General features: G+C 34.0%; 18 protein-coding genes. 6 read left to right on the top strand and 12 right to left on the bottom strand.

Annotated elements, in window-relative coordinates:
• The first annotated feature begins 5 nt into the window (after window positions 1-5).
• From IEV15_RS02640 to IEV15_RS02625, 4 genes are read left to right on the top strand one after another with little or no spacing between them, the layout of a single operon-like run.
• Window positions 6-2390 (top strand): M28 family peptidase, encoded by a 2385-nt coding sequence (locus IEV15_RS02640; protein ID WP_188360958.1) that lies wholly within the window; start codon window positions 6-8, stop codon window positions 2388-2390.
• Window positions 2377-3177, top strand: a complete 801-nt coding sequence (locus IEV15_RS02635) for an NAD(P)H-binding protein (protein ID WP_188360957.1) — start codon at window positions 2377-2379, stop codon at window positions 3175-3177. Before IEV15_RS02640 ends, IEV15_RS02635 begins: the two co-directional genes overlap by 14 nt.
• Before the next feature lie 26 nt (window positions 3178-3203).
• Window positions 3204-4199: an NAD(P)H-dependent glycerol-3-phosphate dehydrogenase gene (locus IEV15_RS02630; RefSeq protein ID WP_188360956.1), complete on the top strand. Its 996-nt coding sequence runs from the start codon at window positions 3204-3206 to the stop codon at window positions 4197-4199.
• The gene (locus IEV15_RS02625; protein ID WP_188360955.1) at window positions 4200-4418 is read left to right on the top strand and encodes a hypothetical protein; all 219 of its coding nucleotides are present in this window, start codon (window positions 4200-4202) and stop codon (window positions 4416-4418) included.
• A gap of 5 nt (window positions 4419-4423) precedes the next feature.
• On the opposite strand, the gene IEV15_RS02620 is transcribed toward IEV15_RS02625, so the two are convergent.
• From IEV15_RS02620 to IEV15_RS02610, 3 genes are all read right to left on the bottom strand, one after another.
• Window positions 4424-4831 carry a hypothetical protein gene (locus tag IEV15_RS02620; RefSeq protein WP_188360954.1) on the bottom strand — a complete coding sequence of 136 codons (408 nt, stop codon included), beginning with the start codon at window positions 4829-4831 and terminating at the stop codon, window positions 4424-4426.
• Between the two features lie 65 nt (window positions 4832-4896).
• A complete protein-coding gene (pheS, locus tag IEV15_RS02615) occupies window positions 4897-5916 on the bottom strand; it encodes a phenylalanine--tRNA ligase subunit alpha (RefSeq protein WP_188360953.1) in 1020 nt (339 codons plus the stop codon).
• 115 nt (window positions 5917-6031) lie between these two features.
• Complete coding sequence (locus tag IEV15_RS02610) at window positions 6032-6388, bottom strand: hypothetical protein (RefSeq protein WP_188360952.1); 357 nt, start codon at window positions 6386-6388, stop codon at window positions 6032-6034.
• Window positions 6389-6518: 130 nt separating this feature from the next.
• On the opposite strand from IEV15_RS02610, the gene IEV15_RS02605 reads away from it, so the two are divergent.
• Window positions 6519-7037, top strand: coding sequence for a CvpA family protein (locus tag IEV15_RS02605; RefSeq protein WP_188360951.1), 519 nt, complete (start codon window positions 6519-6521; stop codon window positions 7035-7037).
• On the opposite strand, the gene IEV15_RS02600 is transcribed toward IEV15_RS02605, so the two are convergent.
• The 9 genes from IEV15_RS02600 to IEV15_RS02560 form a co-directional block, all read right to left on the bottom strand.
• A complete protein-coding gene (locus IEV15_RS02600) occupies window positions 7021-7767 on the bottom strand; it encodes a tetratricopeptide repeat protein (protein ID WP_188360950.1) in 747 nt (248 codons plus the stop codon). The two genes, IEV15_RS02605 and IEV15_RS02600, sit on opposite strands and share 17 nt — an antisense overlap.
• A 15-nt stretch (window positions 7768-7782) precedes the next feature.
• Complete coding sequence (locus tag IEV15_RS02595; RefSeq protein WP_188360949.1) at window positions 7783-9540, bottom strand: BatD family protein; 1758 nt, start codon at window positions 9538-9540, stop codon at window positions 7783-7785.
• Between the two features lie 22 nt (window positions 9541-9562).
• Window positions 9563-10312 carry a tetratricopeptide repeat protein gene (locus tag IEV15_RS02590; RefSeq protein ID WP_188360948.1) on the bottom strand — a complete coding sequence of 250 codons (750 nt, stop codon included), beginning with the start codon at window positions 10310-10312 and terminating at the stop codon, window positions 9563-9565.
• Window positions 10309-11346 carry a vWA domain-containing protein gene (locus IEV15_RS02585; RefSeq protein ID WP_188361337.1) on the bottom strand — a complete coding sequence of 346 codons (1038 nt, stop codon included), beginning with the start codon at window positions 11344-11346 and terminating at the stop codon, window positions 10309-10311. Before IEV15_RS02585 ends, IEV15_RS02590 begins: the two co-directional genes overlap by 4 nt.
• Before the next feature lie 7 nt (window positions 11347-11353).
• A complete protein-coding gene (locus tag IEV15_RS02580) occupies window positions 11354-12355 on the bottom strand; it encodes a vWA domain-containing protein (protein WP_188360947.1) in 1002 nt (333 codons plus the stop codon).
• Between the two features lie 2 nt (window positions 12356-12357).
• The gene (locus IEV15_RS02575) at window positions 12358-13974 is read right to left on the bottom strand and encodes a hypothetical protein (protein WP_188360946.1); all 1617 of its coding nucleotides are present in this window, start codon (window positions 13972-13974) and stop codon (window positions 12358-12360) included.
• Window positions 13975-14015: 41 nt separating this feature from the next.
• A complete protein-coding gene (locus tag IEV15_RS02570; RefSeq protein ID WP_188360945.1) occupies window positions 14016-14882 on the bottom strand; it encodes a DUF58 domain-containing protein in 867 nt (288 codons plus the stop codon).
• A 76-nt stretch (window positions 14883-14958) separates the two neighbouring features.
• Window positions 14959-15963: an AAA family ATPase gene (locus tag IEV15_RS02565; protein ID WP_188360944.1), complete on the bottom strand. Its 1005-nt coding sequence runs from the start codon at window positions 15961-15963 to the stop codon at window positions 14959-14961.
• A 151-nt stretch (window positions 15964-16114) separates the two neighbouring features.
• Window positions 16115-16888, bottom strand: a complete 774-nt coding sequence (locus IEV15_RS02560) for a DUF4382 domain-containing protein (protein ID WP_229734077.1) — start codon at window positions 16886-16888, stop codon at window positions 16115-16117.
• 120 nt (window positions 16889-17008) lie between these two features.
• Between IEV15_RS02560 and IEV15_RS02555 the strand changes: the two genes are divergently transcribed.
• Window positions 17009-17875, top strand: coding sequence for an aldo/keto reductase (locus tag IEV15_RS02555; RefSeq protein ID WP_188360942.1), 867 nt, complete (start codon window positions 17009-17011; stop codon window positions 17873-17875).
• Window positions 17876-17924: the final 49 nt, after the last annotated feature.

Raw genomic sequence — 17924 nt, 5'->3', positions numbered from 1 at the left:
AACCAATGAAAAAAAATTCCACTTCATTGCTTTCGGCACTTTTAATTATTGGAATACTTGCCTTCATTTTCTACAGAATGATGCCGCATGGTTATTCCAAAGCAAGTGAACCGCTTACAGAATTTTCAACAGAGCGAGCGTTAAAACATATTGAAGTTATTTCAAAAGAACCCCATTATGTAGGCAGTCCCTATCATAAAAACGTGTTGGAATATCTTGATCTTGAATTAAAAAAATTGGGGCTTGAAACGCAAATTCAAGAAAGTGCTGTTTTAAGTAAATGGAATAATTTGGTTGAAACTAAAAATTTAATTGCAAGAATAAAAGGGGCTGAATCGTCAAAAGCCATAGTTTTATTAACTCATTATGATAGTGCTCCTCATTCAAAATCGTATGGTGCAAGTGATGATGCTAACGGGTTGGCCACAATTCTTGAAGGAATTCGCGTGTTTCTTCACAACAAAACACCACACAAAAATGATATAATTATTGTTTTTTCAGATGCCGAAGAATTGGGATTAAACGGTGCTTATGCTTTTGTTTCCGAACATCCTTGGGCAAAAGATGTAGGCTTAGTGTTAAACTTTGAAGCTCGCGGAACCAAAGGACCGTCCATGATGTTGGCAGAAATAAATGGCGGCAATTCAAATCTAATCAAAGGATTTTCTGAAGCCAAAACAAAATTTCCGGTGTCTAATTCTTTAATGTACAGCATTTATAAAATGCTTCCTAATGATACGGATTTGACAGCATTTAGAGAGAAAGCCGACATCCCGGGATTTAATTTCGCCTACATTGATGACCATTTTGATTACCACACTGTTCAAGATAATTTTGAAAATTTTACGCCGGAATGCTTAGAACATCAAGCTACTTATTTGATGCCTTTGCTATTACATTTTTCAAATGCAGATTTAAGCAATTTAAAATCAGACGAAGATCATGTTTATTTTAATGTTCCTTTCGGATTTATTCATTATCCATTTAGTTGGAATATTCCTTTGTTACTTGTTGCTTTTCTTATTTTTATTGGTGTAGTAACAATTGGATTAGGCAAACATATTTTAGACTCCCGCGACATTGTTAAAGGATTTGTGCCTTTGTTGGGTTCGCTAATCATTGCAGGAGTTGTTACTTTTTTAGGTTGGAAATCAATCGGTGGTTTGTATCCGCAATACAAAGACATGCTTCATGGTTTTACCTATAATGGCCATAGCTATATCATGACTTTCATCTTTCTAAGTTTAGCGATTAGTTTTTGGTTGTACTCAAAATTTGCTACCAAAAAAAATGCTCTAAGTTTATTTATTGCTCCTTTATTTTTATGGCTTTTACTTAATTTAGCATTGGTTATCTTTTTAGAAGGTGCCTCATTCTTTATAATTCCCGTTTATTTTGGTTTATTGATTTTAGCCATTTCAATAGTAAAATCAAAATCAAATGCACTAACAAACATTCTGTTGAGCATTCCTGCCATGGCGATTTTAGCTCCCTTCATTCAATTATTTCCAATTGGTTTAGGTCTAAAAATGCTTTCAGGAAGTGCTGTTTTTGTGGTGCTCTTATTTTCATTATTAGTTCCTGTTTTTGGAGCTTTTTCAAAAAAACAAGGTTGGGGCTGGTTGTGTTTTGTTATTGCCTTTGGTTTTTTTATAAAAGCTCATTTAGATAGTGATTTTGAAAAAGGAAAAGGAAAACCTAACAGTTTACTTTATGTTGTTGATGCCGATGAAAACAAAAATTATTGGACAACCTATGACAAAGTTTTAGATTCTTGGACAAAAAATTATTTAGGTGAAAATCCAAAAGAAGCTACCGAATTAAACACCAACTCTGTTGGAAGCAAATACAATTCCGGATTCAGTTATATGGCGGAAGCTCCAAATAAAAATATTGCGAAACCAATTTTTACTTTCTTAAGAGACACAACAATTGGCGATTACAGAGCTATAACATTGGAAATCAAAGCCAATAGAACCGTAAACCGTATAGATGTTTTTGCTCATGAAAATTTAAAATTTCATAATTTAAAGGCCAATGGACTTAAAAACATAAACCAAGAAGGAAGCTTTTACAAACGAAAAAAATCAAATTTGATAAATTATTATCCCATCAACAACAAACCATTGACGTTGCAGTTTCAAATTCAAAAAGATATGGAATTGGATATGAATGTAATGCTTTCATCATTTGATTTGTTGGAAAATCCAATGTTTAGCATTCCAAAAAGACCGGATGCTTTTATTCCGATGCCATTTGTGTTGAATGATGCGATTGTTGTTAAAAAGAAAATTAAAAAATCGGCTCCCAAACAAGTTGAAATTCTAGAAACTATTGAAACAACAACCGATACTTTAATCACTCAAAAAGATAGTCTTGAAACAAATTAGTATTTTAGGTTGTGGCTGGTTGGGTATGCCTTTGGCGAAGCAATTACTTCAAAATGGCTACTCCGTGAAAGGTTCAACAACAACTGAATCAAAATTGGAATTGCTTCAAAAAGAAGGTATTTCACCTTTTTTAATTTCGCTTAAAGCGAAGGAAACTCAACTGGAAATAGGTGCTTTTCTAGAAAATTCTGAAATTTTAATTATTAATATTCCACCAAAATTACGAGGAAATTCAGGAGAAAATTTTGTTGAAAAAATAGAAAATTTTATTCCGTTCATCGAAAAATCTTCGGTTAAAAAAGTGCTTTTTGTAAGTTCCACTTCGGTTTATGCAGATGAAAATCAAGTTATAACCGAAGAAACCCATCCAAAACCGGAAACCGAAAGCGGAAAACAATTGCTCATTTCAGAAAATTTACTTTTAAAGAATAAAAACTTCCAAACCACAATTCTCCGTTTTGGAGGATTAATTGGTAAAGATCGTCATCCGGTAAAATTTTTATCAGGAAAAAACAATATTGAAAATCCGGAAGCTCCTATTAACTTAATTCATCAAGAAGATTGTATTAAAATCATTGAAAAAGTTATTAAAAAAGGCATTTGGAATGTCGTATTTAATGCAGTAGCTCCGTTTCATCCTTCCAGAAAAGAATATTATACCAATAAAGCTAAAGAACTCAATCTACCTTTACCTCAATTTAATGAAAATCAAATCTCTATTGGAAAAAGAGTTATTTCAGACAAATTGATTCAGGTTTTAAAGTATGATTTTAAAAATTTAGGTTAAATTTACCTTTCCAAACAAACTAACAAATGAACGAATCTCCAAAATTTGCTGTTATCGGTGGCGGAAGCTGGGCGACAGCAATTGCCAAAATGTTGTGCGTTAACCAAGCTGAAATTTGTTGGTACATGCGAAATCAAAACGCCATCGACCATATAAAAACCGAAAAGCACAATCCGAACTACCTTAGTTCGGTTGAATTTGATACTAAAAAATTAAAACTTACCACAGATATTAATGAAGCGGTTAGTTATGCTGATATTTTAATATTTGCCATTCCATCTGCATTTTTAAATACAGAATTGGAAAAATTGACTGAATCTTTAAACGATAAAGTGATTTTTTCTGCCATCAAAGGAATTGTTCCTGAAACCTTTTTGATTGTGGGCGAACATTTTCATAAGCAATACGACATTCCGTATGAAAACATTGGCGTGATTACAGGACCGTGTCACGCAGAAGAAGTAGCATTGGAACGTCTTTCTTATTTAACAATTGCTTGTGCTGATGCTTCAAAGGCAAAAATTGTAGCCAAAAATTTAAACAGCAATTACATCAAAACCAAAATTTCCGATGATATTATCGGAACCGAATATGCCGCGATGTTGAAAAACATATATGCCATTGCAGCCGGAATGGCTCACGGTTTAGGTTATGGTGATAATTTTCAGGCGTTATTGATGAGTAATGCCATTCGCGAAATGAAAAAATTCATTCGAAAAGTGCATAAAATGAAACGAAATATCAATGACTCTGCCTATTTGGGCGATTTATTGGTAACCGGCTATTCCGTGTTTTCAAGAAACCGAATGTTCGGAAACATGATTGGAAAAGGTTACACCGTGAAAAGTGCCATGATGGAAATGAGTATGGTTGCCGAAGGCTATTATGCCGTTAAAAGTGCTTATAAACTAAACCAAGATTATGGAGCTAAAACACCAATTATTGATGCGGTTTATGAAATTTTGTATGAAGGAAAAGAACCAAAAAAAGTGTTTAAAAAATTAACGGATAAGTTGGATTAGATGAATTCACGTTGGAAATATCAACTAAAAACAGGACTGATTTGGGGTTCTGTCATGTGTGTGATTATGACGCTATTTGATTTACGAGAAAATTCGTTTTATGATCAAATTTCAAGTTTTGCTTATTACTTAAGGTATTTAGGGTATATTCTGATTGGAGTATTTTTTATAGGATACTTCAGCTGGAAAGAAAAAGTGAAACTAAAGAAAGAAGAATAAACACGTTACTTCACCACCACGCCATTCTTAAACAAAACCGGCACTTCTTCCGTAGCTCGTTCGTTGATGGTATTGGTTCTGAAGGTAAATTTTTTGTCATACAAAGTGTTTCCGATAAAAAACGTAACCATAAATTCGTTATTTAAAGCCAACACTTTCGGTTCAATCATTTCAATTTTTACGGCCGAAACCGATTCAATCTCAATGAAAGCATGACGTAATAACGACGTTTTTTTCATTTCGCCATCAATTGTTCCAAAAGCTTTTGAAACCACCATGACGCTGTCTAATTTGAAGTCGCTGTCGTTAATCAGATAGACATTCCAAATGTTTTCCATAAAGTCGTCACTCCATTCTTGAATGGCGGCTAAAAAGACGTTTTCTACTTTTGGGATGGTAATATCGGATTTCATGTTTTGTTTTTACTAAAAAGGCATTTAGTTTTCGTTTTTAAACCTTTCAGGTTTAACCGTTAAAATTATATGCTTGTTTTAAATTGTTCCAAGAAACGAACATCGTTTTCATAAAACATTCTAATATCACCAATTTGGTATAACAACATCGCGATACGCTCGATTCCCATACCAAAAGCAAAACCATTGAATTCATCCGGATTGATGCCGCAGTTTTTCAAAACATTCGGGTCAACCATTCCGCAACCCATAATTTCCAACCAACCTGTTCCTTTGGTAATTCTGTAATCGGTTTCGGTTTTTAAACCCCAATAAATATCAACCTCAGCACTTGGTTCCGTAAATGGAAAATAAGAAGGTCGCAAACGAATTTTTGACTTTCCGAACATTTCTTTAGTGAAATATAAAAGTGTTTGCTTTAAGTCGGCAAACGAAACATCTTTATCAATATACAAACCTTCCACTTGATGGAAAATACAGTGTGAACGGGAAGAAACAGCTTCGTTACGGAAAACTCGTCCCGGAGAAATCGTTCTGATTGGCGGTTTGTTGTTTTCCATGTATCGCACCTGAACCGAAGAAGTGTGCGTTCGCAATAAAACATCAGGATTGGTTTGAATAAAAAAAGTATCCTGCATATCTCTTGCCGGATGGTATTCCGGAAGGTTCAATGCGGTAAAATTGTGCCAATCGTCTTCAATTTCCGGACCTTCAGAAACGTTGAATCCGATGGTTGAAAAAATATCAATAATTTGATTTTTCACCAATGAAATAGGATGACGGGAACCAATTGGGAAAGGCTGTCCCGGACGCGTTAAATCGCCGAAAAGTCCAACCGATTCTTCTTTGCTTTCCAGCATTTCCTGAATGGCTTTTACTTTTTCCTCTGCCGTATTTTTCAACGTATTGATTACCTGACCAAATTCCTTTTTCTGTTCGTTGGGAACATTTTTAAATTCGGCAAACAAGTCTTTCAACAGACCTTTGCTTCCTAAAAACTTAATTCGGAATTGCTCAAGTGTTTCTTTATTATCCGTTTGAAAAGCGGCTGCTTCGCCAATGTATTCTTTTATCTTATCTATCATCGTTCGTGCTGTAAAGGTGCAAATTTAGTTTTTTTTAATGATTAGTGAAAAAGTAATTAGTGATTAGCCTAAAATAGTGTTATCAAACAACTAATTACTAGTTGCTAATTACCAATCACTTTATTAACGCTCTCTCCAAAAAATAATTCACAATCGCATCTTTCATCAAAACACTTTGTTCTCCGGCTTTAAGTGGCGGCAATTCTTCTTTTACTTTATAATGTGGCCAACCGTCATTATCAAAAAATTCAAATTCATAGTAACCATAAGGTTCTAATAATCGGCAAATAGCAATGTGCATGAGCTCGATTTTCTCGTCTTTTTTGAAGGTTGTTTTGACTTTGCCCAATTCTTGAACACCGATTAAGTAAATAATCGCGTCTAAGTCGAGCATTTCGCCTTCGGCAAATTGATTGGATAGTATGGTGACAACGTTTTCCCAACGTTCTTTTAGTTGAATATCTCTTGACATAAGCGGGAAGTTGAAAGCGGTAAGATAGAAGAATTATTTCTTCAATCAACTACGCTATTTTTTTTGCAAAGATAAGAAGTTGCTTCTTATTAAATTGAAATTACTATTTTAGTGAACTTATTTTTTTAAAATGGATATTGCGATTGGAATTTTATTGATTATTGGATTGTATCAAGGTATTAAAAACGGTTTGTTTGTAGAAGTTGCTTCGATCATCTCCTTTATTTTAGGTGTATTTATTGCTATTAAATTTTCCTATTTGGTGAAAGGTTTTTTGGAAGGTTATGTAAGTTGGAATCCGCAAACTATTCAAATTACTTCTTTTGTTATCACATTGATTTTGGTGGTGATTGGCGTTCACTTATTGGCGAAAATTTTCACACAAATAGCCAGCTTTGCTTTTTTAGGTTGGATAAATAAATTAGCCGGAGGTGTTTTCAGTGTAATAAAAACAGCATTGTTACTTGGGATTGTTTTGAATTTAGTTCAAAAAATAAATGTAGACAACCAATTGATTTCTGTGGAAAAACAAGACAACTCTATTTTTTACAGACCTATTTTAGACACCACCGCTTTTATGATGCCAATGGTCTCCCAATGGATTGAGGACGTGAAAGAACTCTATGAAGAAACTACTTCAACTCCTTAATTGCTTCACTTAAAATCCAACCTTCAGATTCGTCGGTAAGTTGGATTTTTTTCCATTGGTCTAACGATTCCAAAACAAAAACTTTGGTGCCTTCATGCAAAATAAAAGCTTCTGTAGCATTGTTTCGAGGCTCATTTAAAACAGTTGTTTTTTCTGCGAAAACAATTGCCGGTCGCTCTTTTTGATCTTGGCTTTCTTCAAACCAAGCTGCTAAAACAGAAAGAAGTAATAAAAACGGTACAATAAACAATCCGATGAAGTAAATTCGTTTTGAAAGTGTTGTTTCCGAAAAATAATATCCAATAAAAAACAACAAAAACAACACAGAAAATCCAACAGCAATTTTTGCCCAAGTATCAGAATGAAACGACGAAGTTATGTTTTGTATGAATTTTTCAAAACCCACTTTTGGAATTTCTTTGATATCATCAATGGTTTTGCTTTTAGCAAATTTTAAATTATTCTGAATGTCTTTATCATTCGGACTAATTTGCAGTGCTTTTTCATAATAATAAATTGCCGGACCAACTTGATCTAATTTATAATAAGCATTCGCCAGATTAAAATACAAATCACACGATTCTTTTTTGCCTTTAATGATACTTTCATAAGCAGCAATTGCTTCATTATAATTTCCGTTTCTGTAGTGTTCGTTTCCTTTGTCAAAAACACTTTGAGCCCCAATTAATTGGGTTAAAAAAAATAGCGTAATATATAAAACTCGTTTCATCATCTTATTTTGAAATTAAACTATTTGTTTTTCTAATTCTGAAATTACTTCAACTGCTTTGTCATAATCTTGTTGCATGGCTACCGTTGTTGAAGGTGCATATCGGGCAAATTCACAGTTTTCGGTGAGTTGAATAAATAAATCTATCGTTTCAGGCTGTGCTTTCTTTTCTGTCAAGGTCGCTCTAATTTTATCTTTACTCATTTCTGAAGTTTCAATTTTTAGTTTGGCTTTCAAAAAGTTGTGCAAAGAGCGTTCTAAAGCAACATAAAAAGGTTCTTTTGTTCCAATTTGTTTTTTGGCTTCCGATAAAAATTTCTTAGCTAATTTAGTATTCAATTTCAGTTTGTTTCCAACCACATCACCATCAATTGCTTCTTTCTTTTTCTTAAATAAAATAATGAGTGGGATAAGTAAAAAAGGTAATCCCAATAAAATATAAAAAAATGTAGAACCAAAAAATGCCTTTTTATTGATTGGTGAAAGTTTTGTTTTTAAATGAATATATTTAAACTGATCGGTTGTTGCAATTTGGTTTTTTGCAACGGCATCATCTTTCACAACGTCTTGTTGATCTCCTGCTGAGGGACCATCAAGAACTGAAATTACTATTTCCTGAGAAGATAACGTTTTATAGGTTCCTGAAACATAATCAAAATAAGAAAAGCTAATAGGTTTAATAGTATAATTCCCTTTAAACTGTGGAATGATGGTATATTTATCAGCAATTTTGCCTGTCATTCCGGTTAATGGCGTGTTGATGTTTTCAGTATGAACCGGTTCATACATTTCTAAAGAAGAAGGTACAACAGGTTTTGGAAGGTTAAATAATTTTAAATTTCCGGTTCCGGAAACAGTAATGTCTAAATCGGTGCTTTCTCCGTGTTTCAATGTGGTTCTTGAAGGAACAACTTGAAAATCAAACTTACCAACAGCTCCTGTGAAATCGGCCGGTTTTCCATTTTCAGGAAGTGGTTTCACCGTAATGACTTTGCTTCCGGCAGAAACTCTTTTGTTATCACGAGTCATCAGCACACGACCAAAAATATCTCTTCGGTTGGTTGGTAATTCAACGTCAATATCTAATGACAAAGGTTCAATTTCTAATTTTCCTGATTTTTGAGGATATAAAACTGTTTTGCGTAAAACAACATATCGAAATTTTTCACCGTTGTAGGTTCCTTCTTCTCCTTTTAATTGCTTGATATCAATATTTTGACTCCAGAAATCATTGTATTTTGGTTTGTCTAATTCCCTCCAATTTGTGATTCCGATGTTATAACTAAAATACAACTTATAAACAACAGTTATAGGTTCATTCAAATAAGGATTTGACTTGTTCACCTCAGCAACCAAGTGAAGTGCGTCGTTGACAGAAACGGAAGTATCATTCGGATCTCTTGGTTGTTCTACTGCAGCTGTAACATTGACTGAAAGTGGCGATGTTTTATAGGTTTGACCTTGGTATTCAATAGACGCTTGTCGAATGGTAATAGTACCTCGTTGGGTTGGCAAAAGAAAATAAGTATATACTTTATTAAAACTACTTTTTCCGTTTACCCAACTTTGACTCACTTGTTGACTCGGTCCTCCAACCACACGAAATCCATCAAATGAAGGCGGATTAAAATTATCACCATCCACATTCATTATAAAATCGATGCGAAGGCGTTCATTTATTCCCAAGGAAGATTTGCTCAATTTTGCTTCAAATTGAACTTGAGCCACAAGGCTTTGTATGGATAAGAATAGTATAAAAATATACTTTTTCATAGTTTTTGTTTTGTCTTAAAAATTACCAATCCTTTTCTGTTTGAACCGGTGAAGCTTTAATTTTTTCTTTGTTTACTTTATCTTGAACTTTTTTCTCTTCTTTGTTTACGGCCTCCAAAAGGTTTTCTAATCGTTCTTTTGTAATGCCCGAAGGTTGTGGTTTGGGTTGTCCTTTTTGCTCTTTATCTTGATTGTCTTTTTTGTTATCACCTTGTTCGTTTTGGTCTTTTTTGTCTTGATCTTTGTTATCCTGGTCTTGTTTTTCTTTATTTTCGTCTTTTTTGTCGTCGCTTTTTTCTTTATCGTTTTCTCCTTTGTCATCAGGATCTTCCGGATTATTTTTTAAATATTCTTTTGCCAATGCATAATTATAGCGGGTTTGCTCGTCGGAAGGATTGTTTCTTAACGCATTTTTGTAAGCTTCAACTGCTTTTCCATATTGCTTTTCTTTCATAAAAACATTGCCAATATTGTGAAAAGCTTTATGTTTTTCCTGCTTTGTTGTGGCTTTTTCCAGAGCTTGAGAATACGCAAACTTGGCTTCGCTACTTTGGTCTTGTCTGTAAATTGCATTGCCTAAATTATACGCAGCTTTTGACCCGGACAAATCTTTGGAATTTGAAATTCGGTATTTTGCTTCAGCTTCTTTGAATTTTTGATTCTGAAATTCTTTGTTGGCTTTTGGCAACACTTTATCTTTTTCTTTCTTTTCTTCTTGGGCAGAAAGAATGCTTGCAGCAAAGAAAAATAGTAAAATTAATTGCTTTTTCATGATTCTTTTTCATTAAATAAATTCAACTTACTTATCCATCCTGTTTTTCGTTCTAACAGAAAAATATCTAACAACAATAATACAAATGCTATTCCTAAAAACCATTGAAATTGTGATTTAAAATCAGCTATTTGTGTGGTTTCAAATTCGGTTTTTTCAATATTATCAAGTGCATTTTTTACAAATTCCAAAACTTTTTTGGTTTGATCACCATAGATATAATCGCCTTTTGTAGCCTTTGCAATTTGCTTTAAAGTGCCTTCGTTAAATCGAGTAATTACAACTTCGTCATTTCTATCTCGTTTAAAACTCTGAACAACACCGTTTCTTTTGATGGGAATGGGTCCGCCCTTTTCTGTTCCGACACCAATAGTTAAAATTTTGGTTTTGCTTTTAGTTGCCAACTCGATAGCCGATTCAATTCCTTCCGAATGATCTTCACCATCAGAAATTAAAATGATTAGCTTGTTTGTGGCACTTCCTTCTTCAAAAAAACCGGTTGATAACTCAATAGCTTGGTCTAAAGAAGTTCCTTGAGATGAAACCATATCGGTGTTCATGCTTTGTAAAAACATTTTTGCCACACCATAATCTGTTGTAATAGGCAAAACAGGAAATGCACTTCCGGCATAAGCAACAATTCCGATTCGGTCACTTCCGAGTTGGTTGATGACTTGGGTTACAATTTGTTTGGTTTTATCTAATCTATTGGGAGCTACATCTTCGGCCAACATACTTTTGGAAACATCAATTGCAAAAACAATGTCGATTCCTTCTCGTTTTACCGTTTCTAACTTTGATCCGATTTTTGGATTTACCAATCCAATTATCAAACAAGATAGTGCAATTAGTAAAACACAAATTTTTAAAATGGGTTTAAAAACCGACTTATCCGGACTTAATTTTTTTACTAAATTTAAATCGCCGTATTCTTTTTGCTTTTTATTTTTCCAATATAAATTCCACAAAAAAAGCACCACCACTATTGGAATAACGGCAAATAAGTAGAAATATATTGTATCTTCAAACTGAATCATACTTTTATAATAATCCTCTAAATAAGGTTTGTTTTAATAAAATTTCAATCAACAAAAGTAAACCTGCAATCCAAATTAAAGGTTTGTATTTTTCATCGTAATTATAGAATTTTTGTTCTTCAATTTCGGTGGTTTCTAACTTATTAATTTCATCATAAATTTCTTGAAGTTTACTGCTACTGGTTGCTCTAAAATAAGTGCCATCGGTTTTTTTTGCAATATTCTTCATTAATTCTTCATCAATTTCAACCGGCATCATTCTATACAAAAATCCTCCGTTTGGAGCATAAGCATAAGGCGACTCGGCATTGCCGTTTGTTCCAATTCCAATGGTATATACTTTTATACTGTATTCTTTTGCAATATCGGCTGCGGTTTCAGGTTCAATAAATCCGGCATTATTGACACCGTCTGTCAGCAAAATGATGATTCGGCTTTTTGCTTGGCTATCTTTCAATCGGTTTACTGCAGTAGCCAATCCCATGCCAATTCCTGTTCCGTCTTGAATTACATTGTCATATTTTATGCTTTTTATCGCATCGAGTATAATTGTTTTGTCACTAGTGACCGGTGTTTTTGTATAACTTTCTGCGGCATAAACCACAATTCCGAAACGGTCATTTACTCGGGCTTCAACAAATTCTGCAGCCACTTTTTTTAAGGACTCCAATCGGTTTGGTTTTAAATCTCGTGCCAACATACTTCCGGAAACGTCAATCGCCATTACTATGTCAATACCGCGAGTGGTTTTGGTTTTGCTACTTACATCAACAGTTCTGGGTCTTGCCATAGCAACAATGATAAAACTCAACGCCAACAAACGAAATACAAACAACATGGGTTTGAATTTTGCCAACAATGATGGTTGTGCTTTGAATCCTTTGATAGAACTTATTTTTAATGTGGCTTCTAGTTTATTTCGTTTCAGAAAATACCAACCCATTGCTAAGGGAAGCAAGGTAAATAACCAAAAAAACTGTGGATGTAAAAATGTTATATTTTCCATAGTTACAGAGCTTTGCCCAATTCAATTGAGTTAATTATGCGATCAATTATTTCTGAAGCAATTTCGTCTTCTTCCAATTTTGAAACAACTATTTGTTGTAAACCGTTATTTTGTTTGAACAATACTATTACGTAATATAATTTGTTACTTTTCTTTTTAATTGGGTCCAACATCGTGAATGTTCCATAGGCTTTTAATCCTTGAACAACACCCGGTGTATTATAAACTTCTTGTTTTACTAAGATGTTTTGAGCACCCATCGTTTCCCAAGTTTTTAAATTTCCTTCTAAAACTTTCTCCAAATCAATGGCAACTGTATCCTTGAAAGAAGTTGTCATAACCATGGTATAAAATTGATCGGTCATGCTTCCATAACCAAACATGTTCATTTGTTTGATTCTGGATTTTGCTTCAGCTGGTATCAAGTTGGAAGCGTCCATTCGCTCTAAAACTTTTGGTGTTTCAATTCGAATTGGCGGATCACCATATTCACTTGTTACCCATTCACCATTCAATAATTCTTTGGTAGGATGGCCAATGATACTGTCTTTTACAAAATCAATTCCTTTTGTTGCTACAAAAAAGATAAAAACCGCAAATAGTAAAAACACAGAAACAAATGACGCTAAAACAATTTTTTGTTTTCTTTTCTTCTTTGCTAATCGTTCTTGAATGCTTTTTGAATCATCAAATTCGTCCTCTTCTTCTACAATATCCGGAAGTGATTGATGAATCTTGAAAATTGTTTTTTCAATTTTTGTTCGGTCTTCGGCAATTTCAAATTCTAAGGGTTTTGATTTGGCAAATTTTACCAAATCGGCTTGTTTCAAAACCTTTTCCAAATTTGAAATAGTATCTTCGGTCAAAGAAAGTTTTTTTCTGATGATGGCTTTTTTAAATGAATCAATTAATTCTGCCGTGGTGCTTTCCATGGCAGGAATATCAATCGTTTCTTCAATGTATGTTCTGGCAATATCGGTTAGTTCTGAATAGTAGATTTTTACTTCTCCTCTTTCAATCAAATGCTGTTGTTCTAATTTTTTTAAATGTGCTGTTGCTTTTTCAATTGGTGTTGCAAAGACAACTTCCTCTTCTTTTGGTTTTTGATTTTTCTTAATGAAATAGTAAATTAAATAAGTCAATCCGCCAACTACTAAAATTCCCAACAAATAAAGCCACCAATAGCCTCCTGTTCCATCTGCATCAGCAATATCTTTGATGTCATACATATGCTGTTTCAATGTATCCACCACAACCGGAACAAACTCAAGCAATAAGCTATCCGAAAAATGAGCCTTATCGTTGATTTTTATTTCCATTCTTGGCAAAACATAAACACCGCTATCCCATTGTGTTAAACCGTATTTTTTTATCAAATGATACTTAAAATCTTCTTTGATGGTATCCGTTGGATAGCTTTCTAAAACTTCTAAACCACCAAATAAATTTCCTTCCGGAAAAATGACTTTTGACAAAGTATCGACAGTAGTTTTTAAAGTAAGATTGATTTGTGCACCAATTTTAACTTTGGTACTATCAACCGAAGTGGTTACTCTTTTTTGTTGAGCAAAAACGAAGGTTGAAAAAAGCAAGAAGAATATATATAATTTAATTTTCATTTTTTGTTTCACAAAGGTTAGCCAGTGTTGCATCAGGATTATTATCTGGATTTAAAATAGCCTAACAATTTGGTTACATAACTTTCGTCAACTCTTGTATTTACGGTTCCTGAACCACATTTTGAAAAAGTTTCTTTGAAAAAATCAACTTTGTCGCGATAGTATTTCTCATAAGATAATCTAACCGATTTTGATCCCGTGTTTACTAAAAGCGTTTCGCCTGATTCTGCATCTAACATGTTCACCATTCCCACATTTGGCATTTTTTCTTCACGAATGTCATATACCCGAATTCCTGTAATATCATGCTTTTTTCCGGCAATTTTTAAGGTGTGTTCATAATTATCATCGGTTATGAAATCGGATATAAAAAACACAATGGCTTTCTTTTTCATCACACTGGATAAAAACTTTAAAGCTTGAGAAATATTTGTCTTATTGCTTTTTGGTTTAAACTCAATCAATTCACGAATGATTCGCAACACGTGTGATTTTCCTTTTTTTGGTGGAATGTATAATTCGATTTCATCCGAGAACAAAATCAAACCAATTTTATCGTTGTTTTGTGTTGCCGAAAATGCCATTGTTGCGGCAATCTCTGTTACAATTTCACTTTTCAACTGATTTTTTGTGCCAAAACTTTCAGAACCTGAAATATCAACCATCAACATCATGGTGAGTTCGCGTTCTTCTTCAAAAACTTTAATATAAGGTTCGTTATAACGAGCGGTGACATTCCAATCTATCGCACGAACGTCATCACCAAACTGGTATTGACGCACTTCAGAGAAAGTCATTCCACGACCTTTAAACGATGTGTGGTACTCGCCCGAAAAGATGTGATCACTCAATCTTCGGGTTTTGATTTCTATTTTTCGTACTTTTTTGAGTAAGTCTTTTGTTTCCATAATTTAGTTACGGGTTACGGGTTACGGGTTACGGGCGAAAACTTTCAACTCGCAACTTTAAAACTCGCAACTTTTATTAAGGTACTTCAATCTCATTTACAATTTTGTTGATGATTTCAACTGAAGTGATATTTTCGGCTTCGGCTTCATAGGTAATTCCAATTCTGTGACGTAACACATCATGAACTACTGCACGAACGTCTTCCGGGATTACATAACCACGACGTTTGATAAAGGCGTAACATTTTGCTGCAGTTGCCAAATTAATACTTCCACGAGGAGACGATCCAAAACTGATCAATGGTTTTAAACTTTCTAATTTATATTTTTCAGGGAAACGCGTAGCGAAGATGATATCTAAAATGTATTTTTCAATTTTTTCATCCATATAAACTTCTCTAACGGCTTCTTGAGCTCTTAGAATTTGTTCGATAGAAATTACTGCATTTACCTTTTCATAACTTCCTTTTAGATTTTGACGAATTACCATTCGCTCGTCTTCCATTTTTGGGTAATCAATAACCGTTTTAAGCATAAAACGATCTACTTGAGCTTCCGGTAACGGATACGTTCCTTCTTGTTCAATTGGATTTTGAGTGGCTAAAACTAAAAAGGGTTTGTCTAATTTGAATGTCGTATCACCAATGGTAACTTGCTTTTCCTGCATGGCTTCTAACAACGCCGATTGCACTTTTGCCGGAGCACGATTGATCTCATCAGCTAAAACGAAATTGGCAAAAATGGGGCCTTTTTTAATAGAAAACTCATTTTGTTTGATGTTATAAATCATCGTTCCCACTACATCGGCAGGCAGTAAATCAGGTGTAAACTGAACACGGCTAAAAGATCCTTGAACAGCTTGCGACAAAGTGTTAATGGCTAAAGTTTTTGCTAAACCGGGAACCCCTTCTAACAGAATATGACCTTGACCCAAAAGTCCAATCAACAATCGCTCAACCATGTGTTTTTGACCTACAATAACTTTGTTCATTTCATACGTCAGCAAGTCGATAAAAGCACTTTCTCTTTCAATTTTTTCATTAATGGCACGAATATCTAAAGTCGCGGTATTTTCTTCCATGTACATTGGTATTTAGTGTTCTAAGTTACTATTAAATTTTAACAGTGCAAATTGAATTTTTTTTTACTCTTAAGGTGTTAAGAATTGGTTAAAAAATAAAAGACAGCCTATGTTTTGGCTGTCTTTTAATACAATTATAAGATACTTTAACTTATTCTAAAGAAATAACTCCCACATCTGTTGTTTCTCCATTAGTAACAATCACATTTTCTATAATTACCGGTGGAAGATTTGAATCGATTTCAGGAGTAATTGTAAGAGCATAAGTTCCATTCGGAATTCCGTGTAGAAAAAATACTCCATTTTCATTTGTGAAGGCTGAAACAACCTCTCCTCCAACAGTAACTGAGGCCAAAACCTGAAATTCTCCTGCAATGGCAACACCGGTTATAGAACCCGAAACTGCTTCTGTTGTTACACGAAGAACCGGATGTAAATTAAAATTACCTGAATTACCTGCTTCTACAACCACGGACTGATTTACATCAAAATCTATCAAAAAGTTGTACGTTACATTGGGTTGAAGTGTTTGATTGATTTGCAATTTCAAACCCGATTGTTGAGCACTTGGCGTGTTAAGAGGATACGTTATTCCATCTTTTACAACGGTGTTATTTTCCCCCAAAATAAGTCGGATTTGACCAACAAAACCTGAAGGTATTTCATTATCTGCTAACAAAACAGTAACACCGCCTGTTAATTCTAATAAGTTATAAATTCCGGGATTGATATTACCAATACTTTCCCATCCGGACTCGTCAGAATTGGAAGAATTTTTAACTCTTACATCAAGTACGTCTACAAAAACGGCGTCATAATCACCGGGAGCATCTGTCATTTTTACAATGACACGAGAAGTTCCATTCACTTCATCGTCAGAATCTGAGCAACTTAGAGCAAGACAACTTATTAAAAAAATTGACATCAAGCTCAGTAGGTTTTTTTTAAGATTTTTCATGGGTATAATTTAATTATTTATTAGTATATTCATAACGGCATAAAACAGGATGTCATGCCTAAATAATCATAAAAAAAACTTAAAAAAATGACTTCTATTTCTAAAATCATTGCAGGAACAATGAATTGGGGTATTTGGGATAAAAAATTAAATACTCCGGAAATGGCAAATTTGATACATGTTTGTCATGAAAATAAAATCACCACTTTTGATCTCGCTGACATTTATGGAGGCTATACTACAGAATCCGATTTTGGAAAAGGTTTTAAAGAAAGTAAAATAACTCGTTCAAAAATTCAATTGATTTCAAAATGTGGTATTCAATATGTTTCAGAAAATAGGCAAAATAGAATAAAACACTATGATTATTCTAAAGAATACATCATCTGGTCAGCCGAAAATTCATTGAAAAATTTGCAAACCGATTATTTGGATGTGTATCTTTTACATCGACCAAGTCCGTTGATGCAAGCAGATGAAATAGCCGAAGCGATTGAAAAATTGAAAAAAGATGGTAAGATTTTGGATTTTGGATTGTCGAATTTCACTCCTTCGCAAACCGATTTAATCCAGCAAAAAACAAACGTTTCGTTCAACCAAATTCAATTTTCAGCCACTCATTTTGAGCCCATGCTTGATGGAACTTTGGACCATATGCAGCTTCACAACATTCTTCCGATGGCCTGGAATCCTTTGGGAGTCGTTTTTAGAGAAGACACCGAACAAACACGTCGATTAAAAAAATTATTAGCTCGATTGGTTGAAAAATATCATTTTGGGTCTGATATTATTTTGTTGGCTTGGATTATGCAACATCCATCTAAAGTTATTCCCGTTGCCGGAACAGTTAATGTCGCTCGAATTCAACAATTACAAAAAGCAGCCGAATTACTTTTAGACAAAGAAGATTGGTTTGAAATTTGGACGGAAAGTATGGGGAATAAGGTTCCGTAGGTTGGCGGGTTGCGGGTTGCGGGTTGCGGGTTGAAGGTTTGGATTTTAA

The sequence above is a fragment of the Flavobacterium orientale genome (assembly GCF_014638005.1).
GTDB lineage: Bacteria > Bacteroidota > Bacteroidia > Flavobacteriales > Flavobacteriaceae > Flavobacterium > Flavobacterium orientale.
Note: the sequence above shows the minus strand (reverse complement) of the source record. Positions and strands in the feature narration are given on the sequence as shown.

What these genes read in the sequence shown, in the direction of transcription:
- pheS (WP_188360953.1), bottom strand. Translation starts at nt 5,916, where the DNA reads ATGATAGATAAGATAAAAGAATACATTGGCGAAGCAGCCGCTTTTCAA.
- IEV15_RS02630 (WP_188360956.1), top strand. Translation starts at nt 3,204, where the DNA reads ATGAACGAATCTCCAAAATTTGCTGTTATCGGTGGCGGAAGCTGGGCG.
- IEV15_RS02565 (WP_188360944.1), bottom strand. Translation starts at nt 15,963, where the DNA reads ATGGAAGAAAATACCGCGACTTTAGATATTCGTGCCATTAATGAAAAA.
- IEV15_RS02575 (WP_188360946.1), bottom strand. Translation starts at nt 13,974, where the DNA reads ATGAAAATTAAATTATATATATTCTTCTTGCTTTTTTCAACCTTCGTT.
- IEV15_RS02590 (WP_188360948.1), bottom strand. Translation starts at nt 10,312, where the DNA reads ATGAAAAAGCAATTAATTTTACTATTTTTCTTTGCTGCAAGCATTCTT.
- IEV15_RS02610 (WP_188360952.1), bottom strand. Translation starts at nt 6,388, where the DNA reads ATGTCAAGAGATATTCAACTAAAAGAACGTTGGGAAAACGTTGTCACC.
- IEV15_RS02600 (WP_188360950.1), bottom strand. Translation starts at nt 7,767, where the DNA reads ATGAAACGAGTTTTATATATTACGCTATTTTTTTTAACCCAATTAATT.
- IEV15_RS02570 (WP_188360945.1), bottom strand. Translation starts at nt 14,882, where the DNA reads ATGGAAACAAAAGACTTACTCAAAAAAGTACGAAAAATAGAAATCAAA.
- IEV15_RS02620 (WP_188360954.1), bottom strand. Translation starts at nt 4,831, where the DNA reads ATGAAATCCGATATTACCATCCCAAAAGTAGAAAACGTCTTTTTAGCC.
- IEV15_RS02595 (WP_188360949.1), bottom strand. Translation starts at nt 9,540, where the DNA reads ATGAAAAAGTATATTTTTATACTATTCTTATCCATACAAAGCCTTGTG.
- IEV15_RS02555 (WP_188360942.1), top strand. Translation starts at nt 17,009, where the DNA reads ATGACTTCTATTTCTAAAATCATTGCAGGAACAATGAATTGGGGTATT.
- IEV15_RS02640 (WP_188360958.1), top strand. Translation starts at nt 6, where the DNA reads ATGAAAAAAAATTCCACTTCATTGCTTTCGGCACTTTTAATTATTGGA.
- IEV15_RS02625 (WP_188360955.1), top strand. Translation starts at nt 4,200, where the DNA reads ATGAATTCACGTTGGAAATATCAACTAAAAACAGGACTGATTTGGGGT.
- IEV15_RS02580 (WP_188360947.1), bottom strand. Translation starts at nt 12,355, where the DNA reads ATGGAAAATATAACATTTTTACATCCACAGTTTTTTTGGTTATTTACC.
- IEV15_RS02560 (WP_229734077.1), bottom strand. Translation starts at nt 16,888, where the DNA reads ATGTCAATTTTTTTAATAAGTTGTCTTGCTCTAAGTTGCTCAGATTCT.
- IEV15_RS02605 (WP_188360951.1), top strand. Translation starts at nt 6,519, where the DNA reads ATGGATATTGCGATTGGAATTTTATTGATTATTGGATTGTATCAAGGT.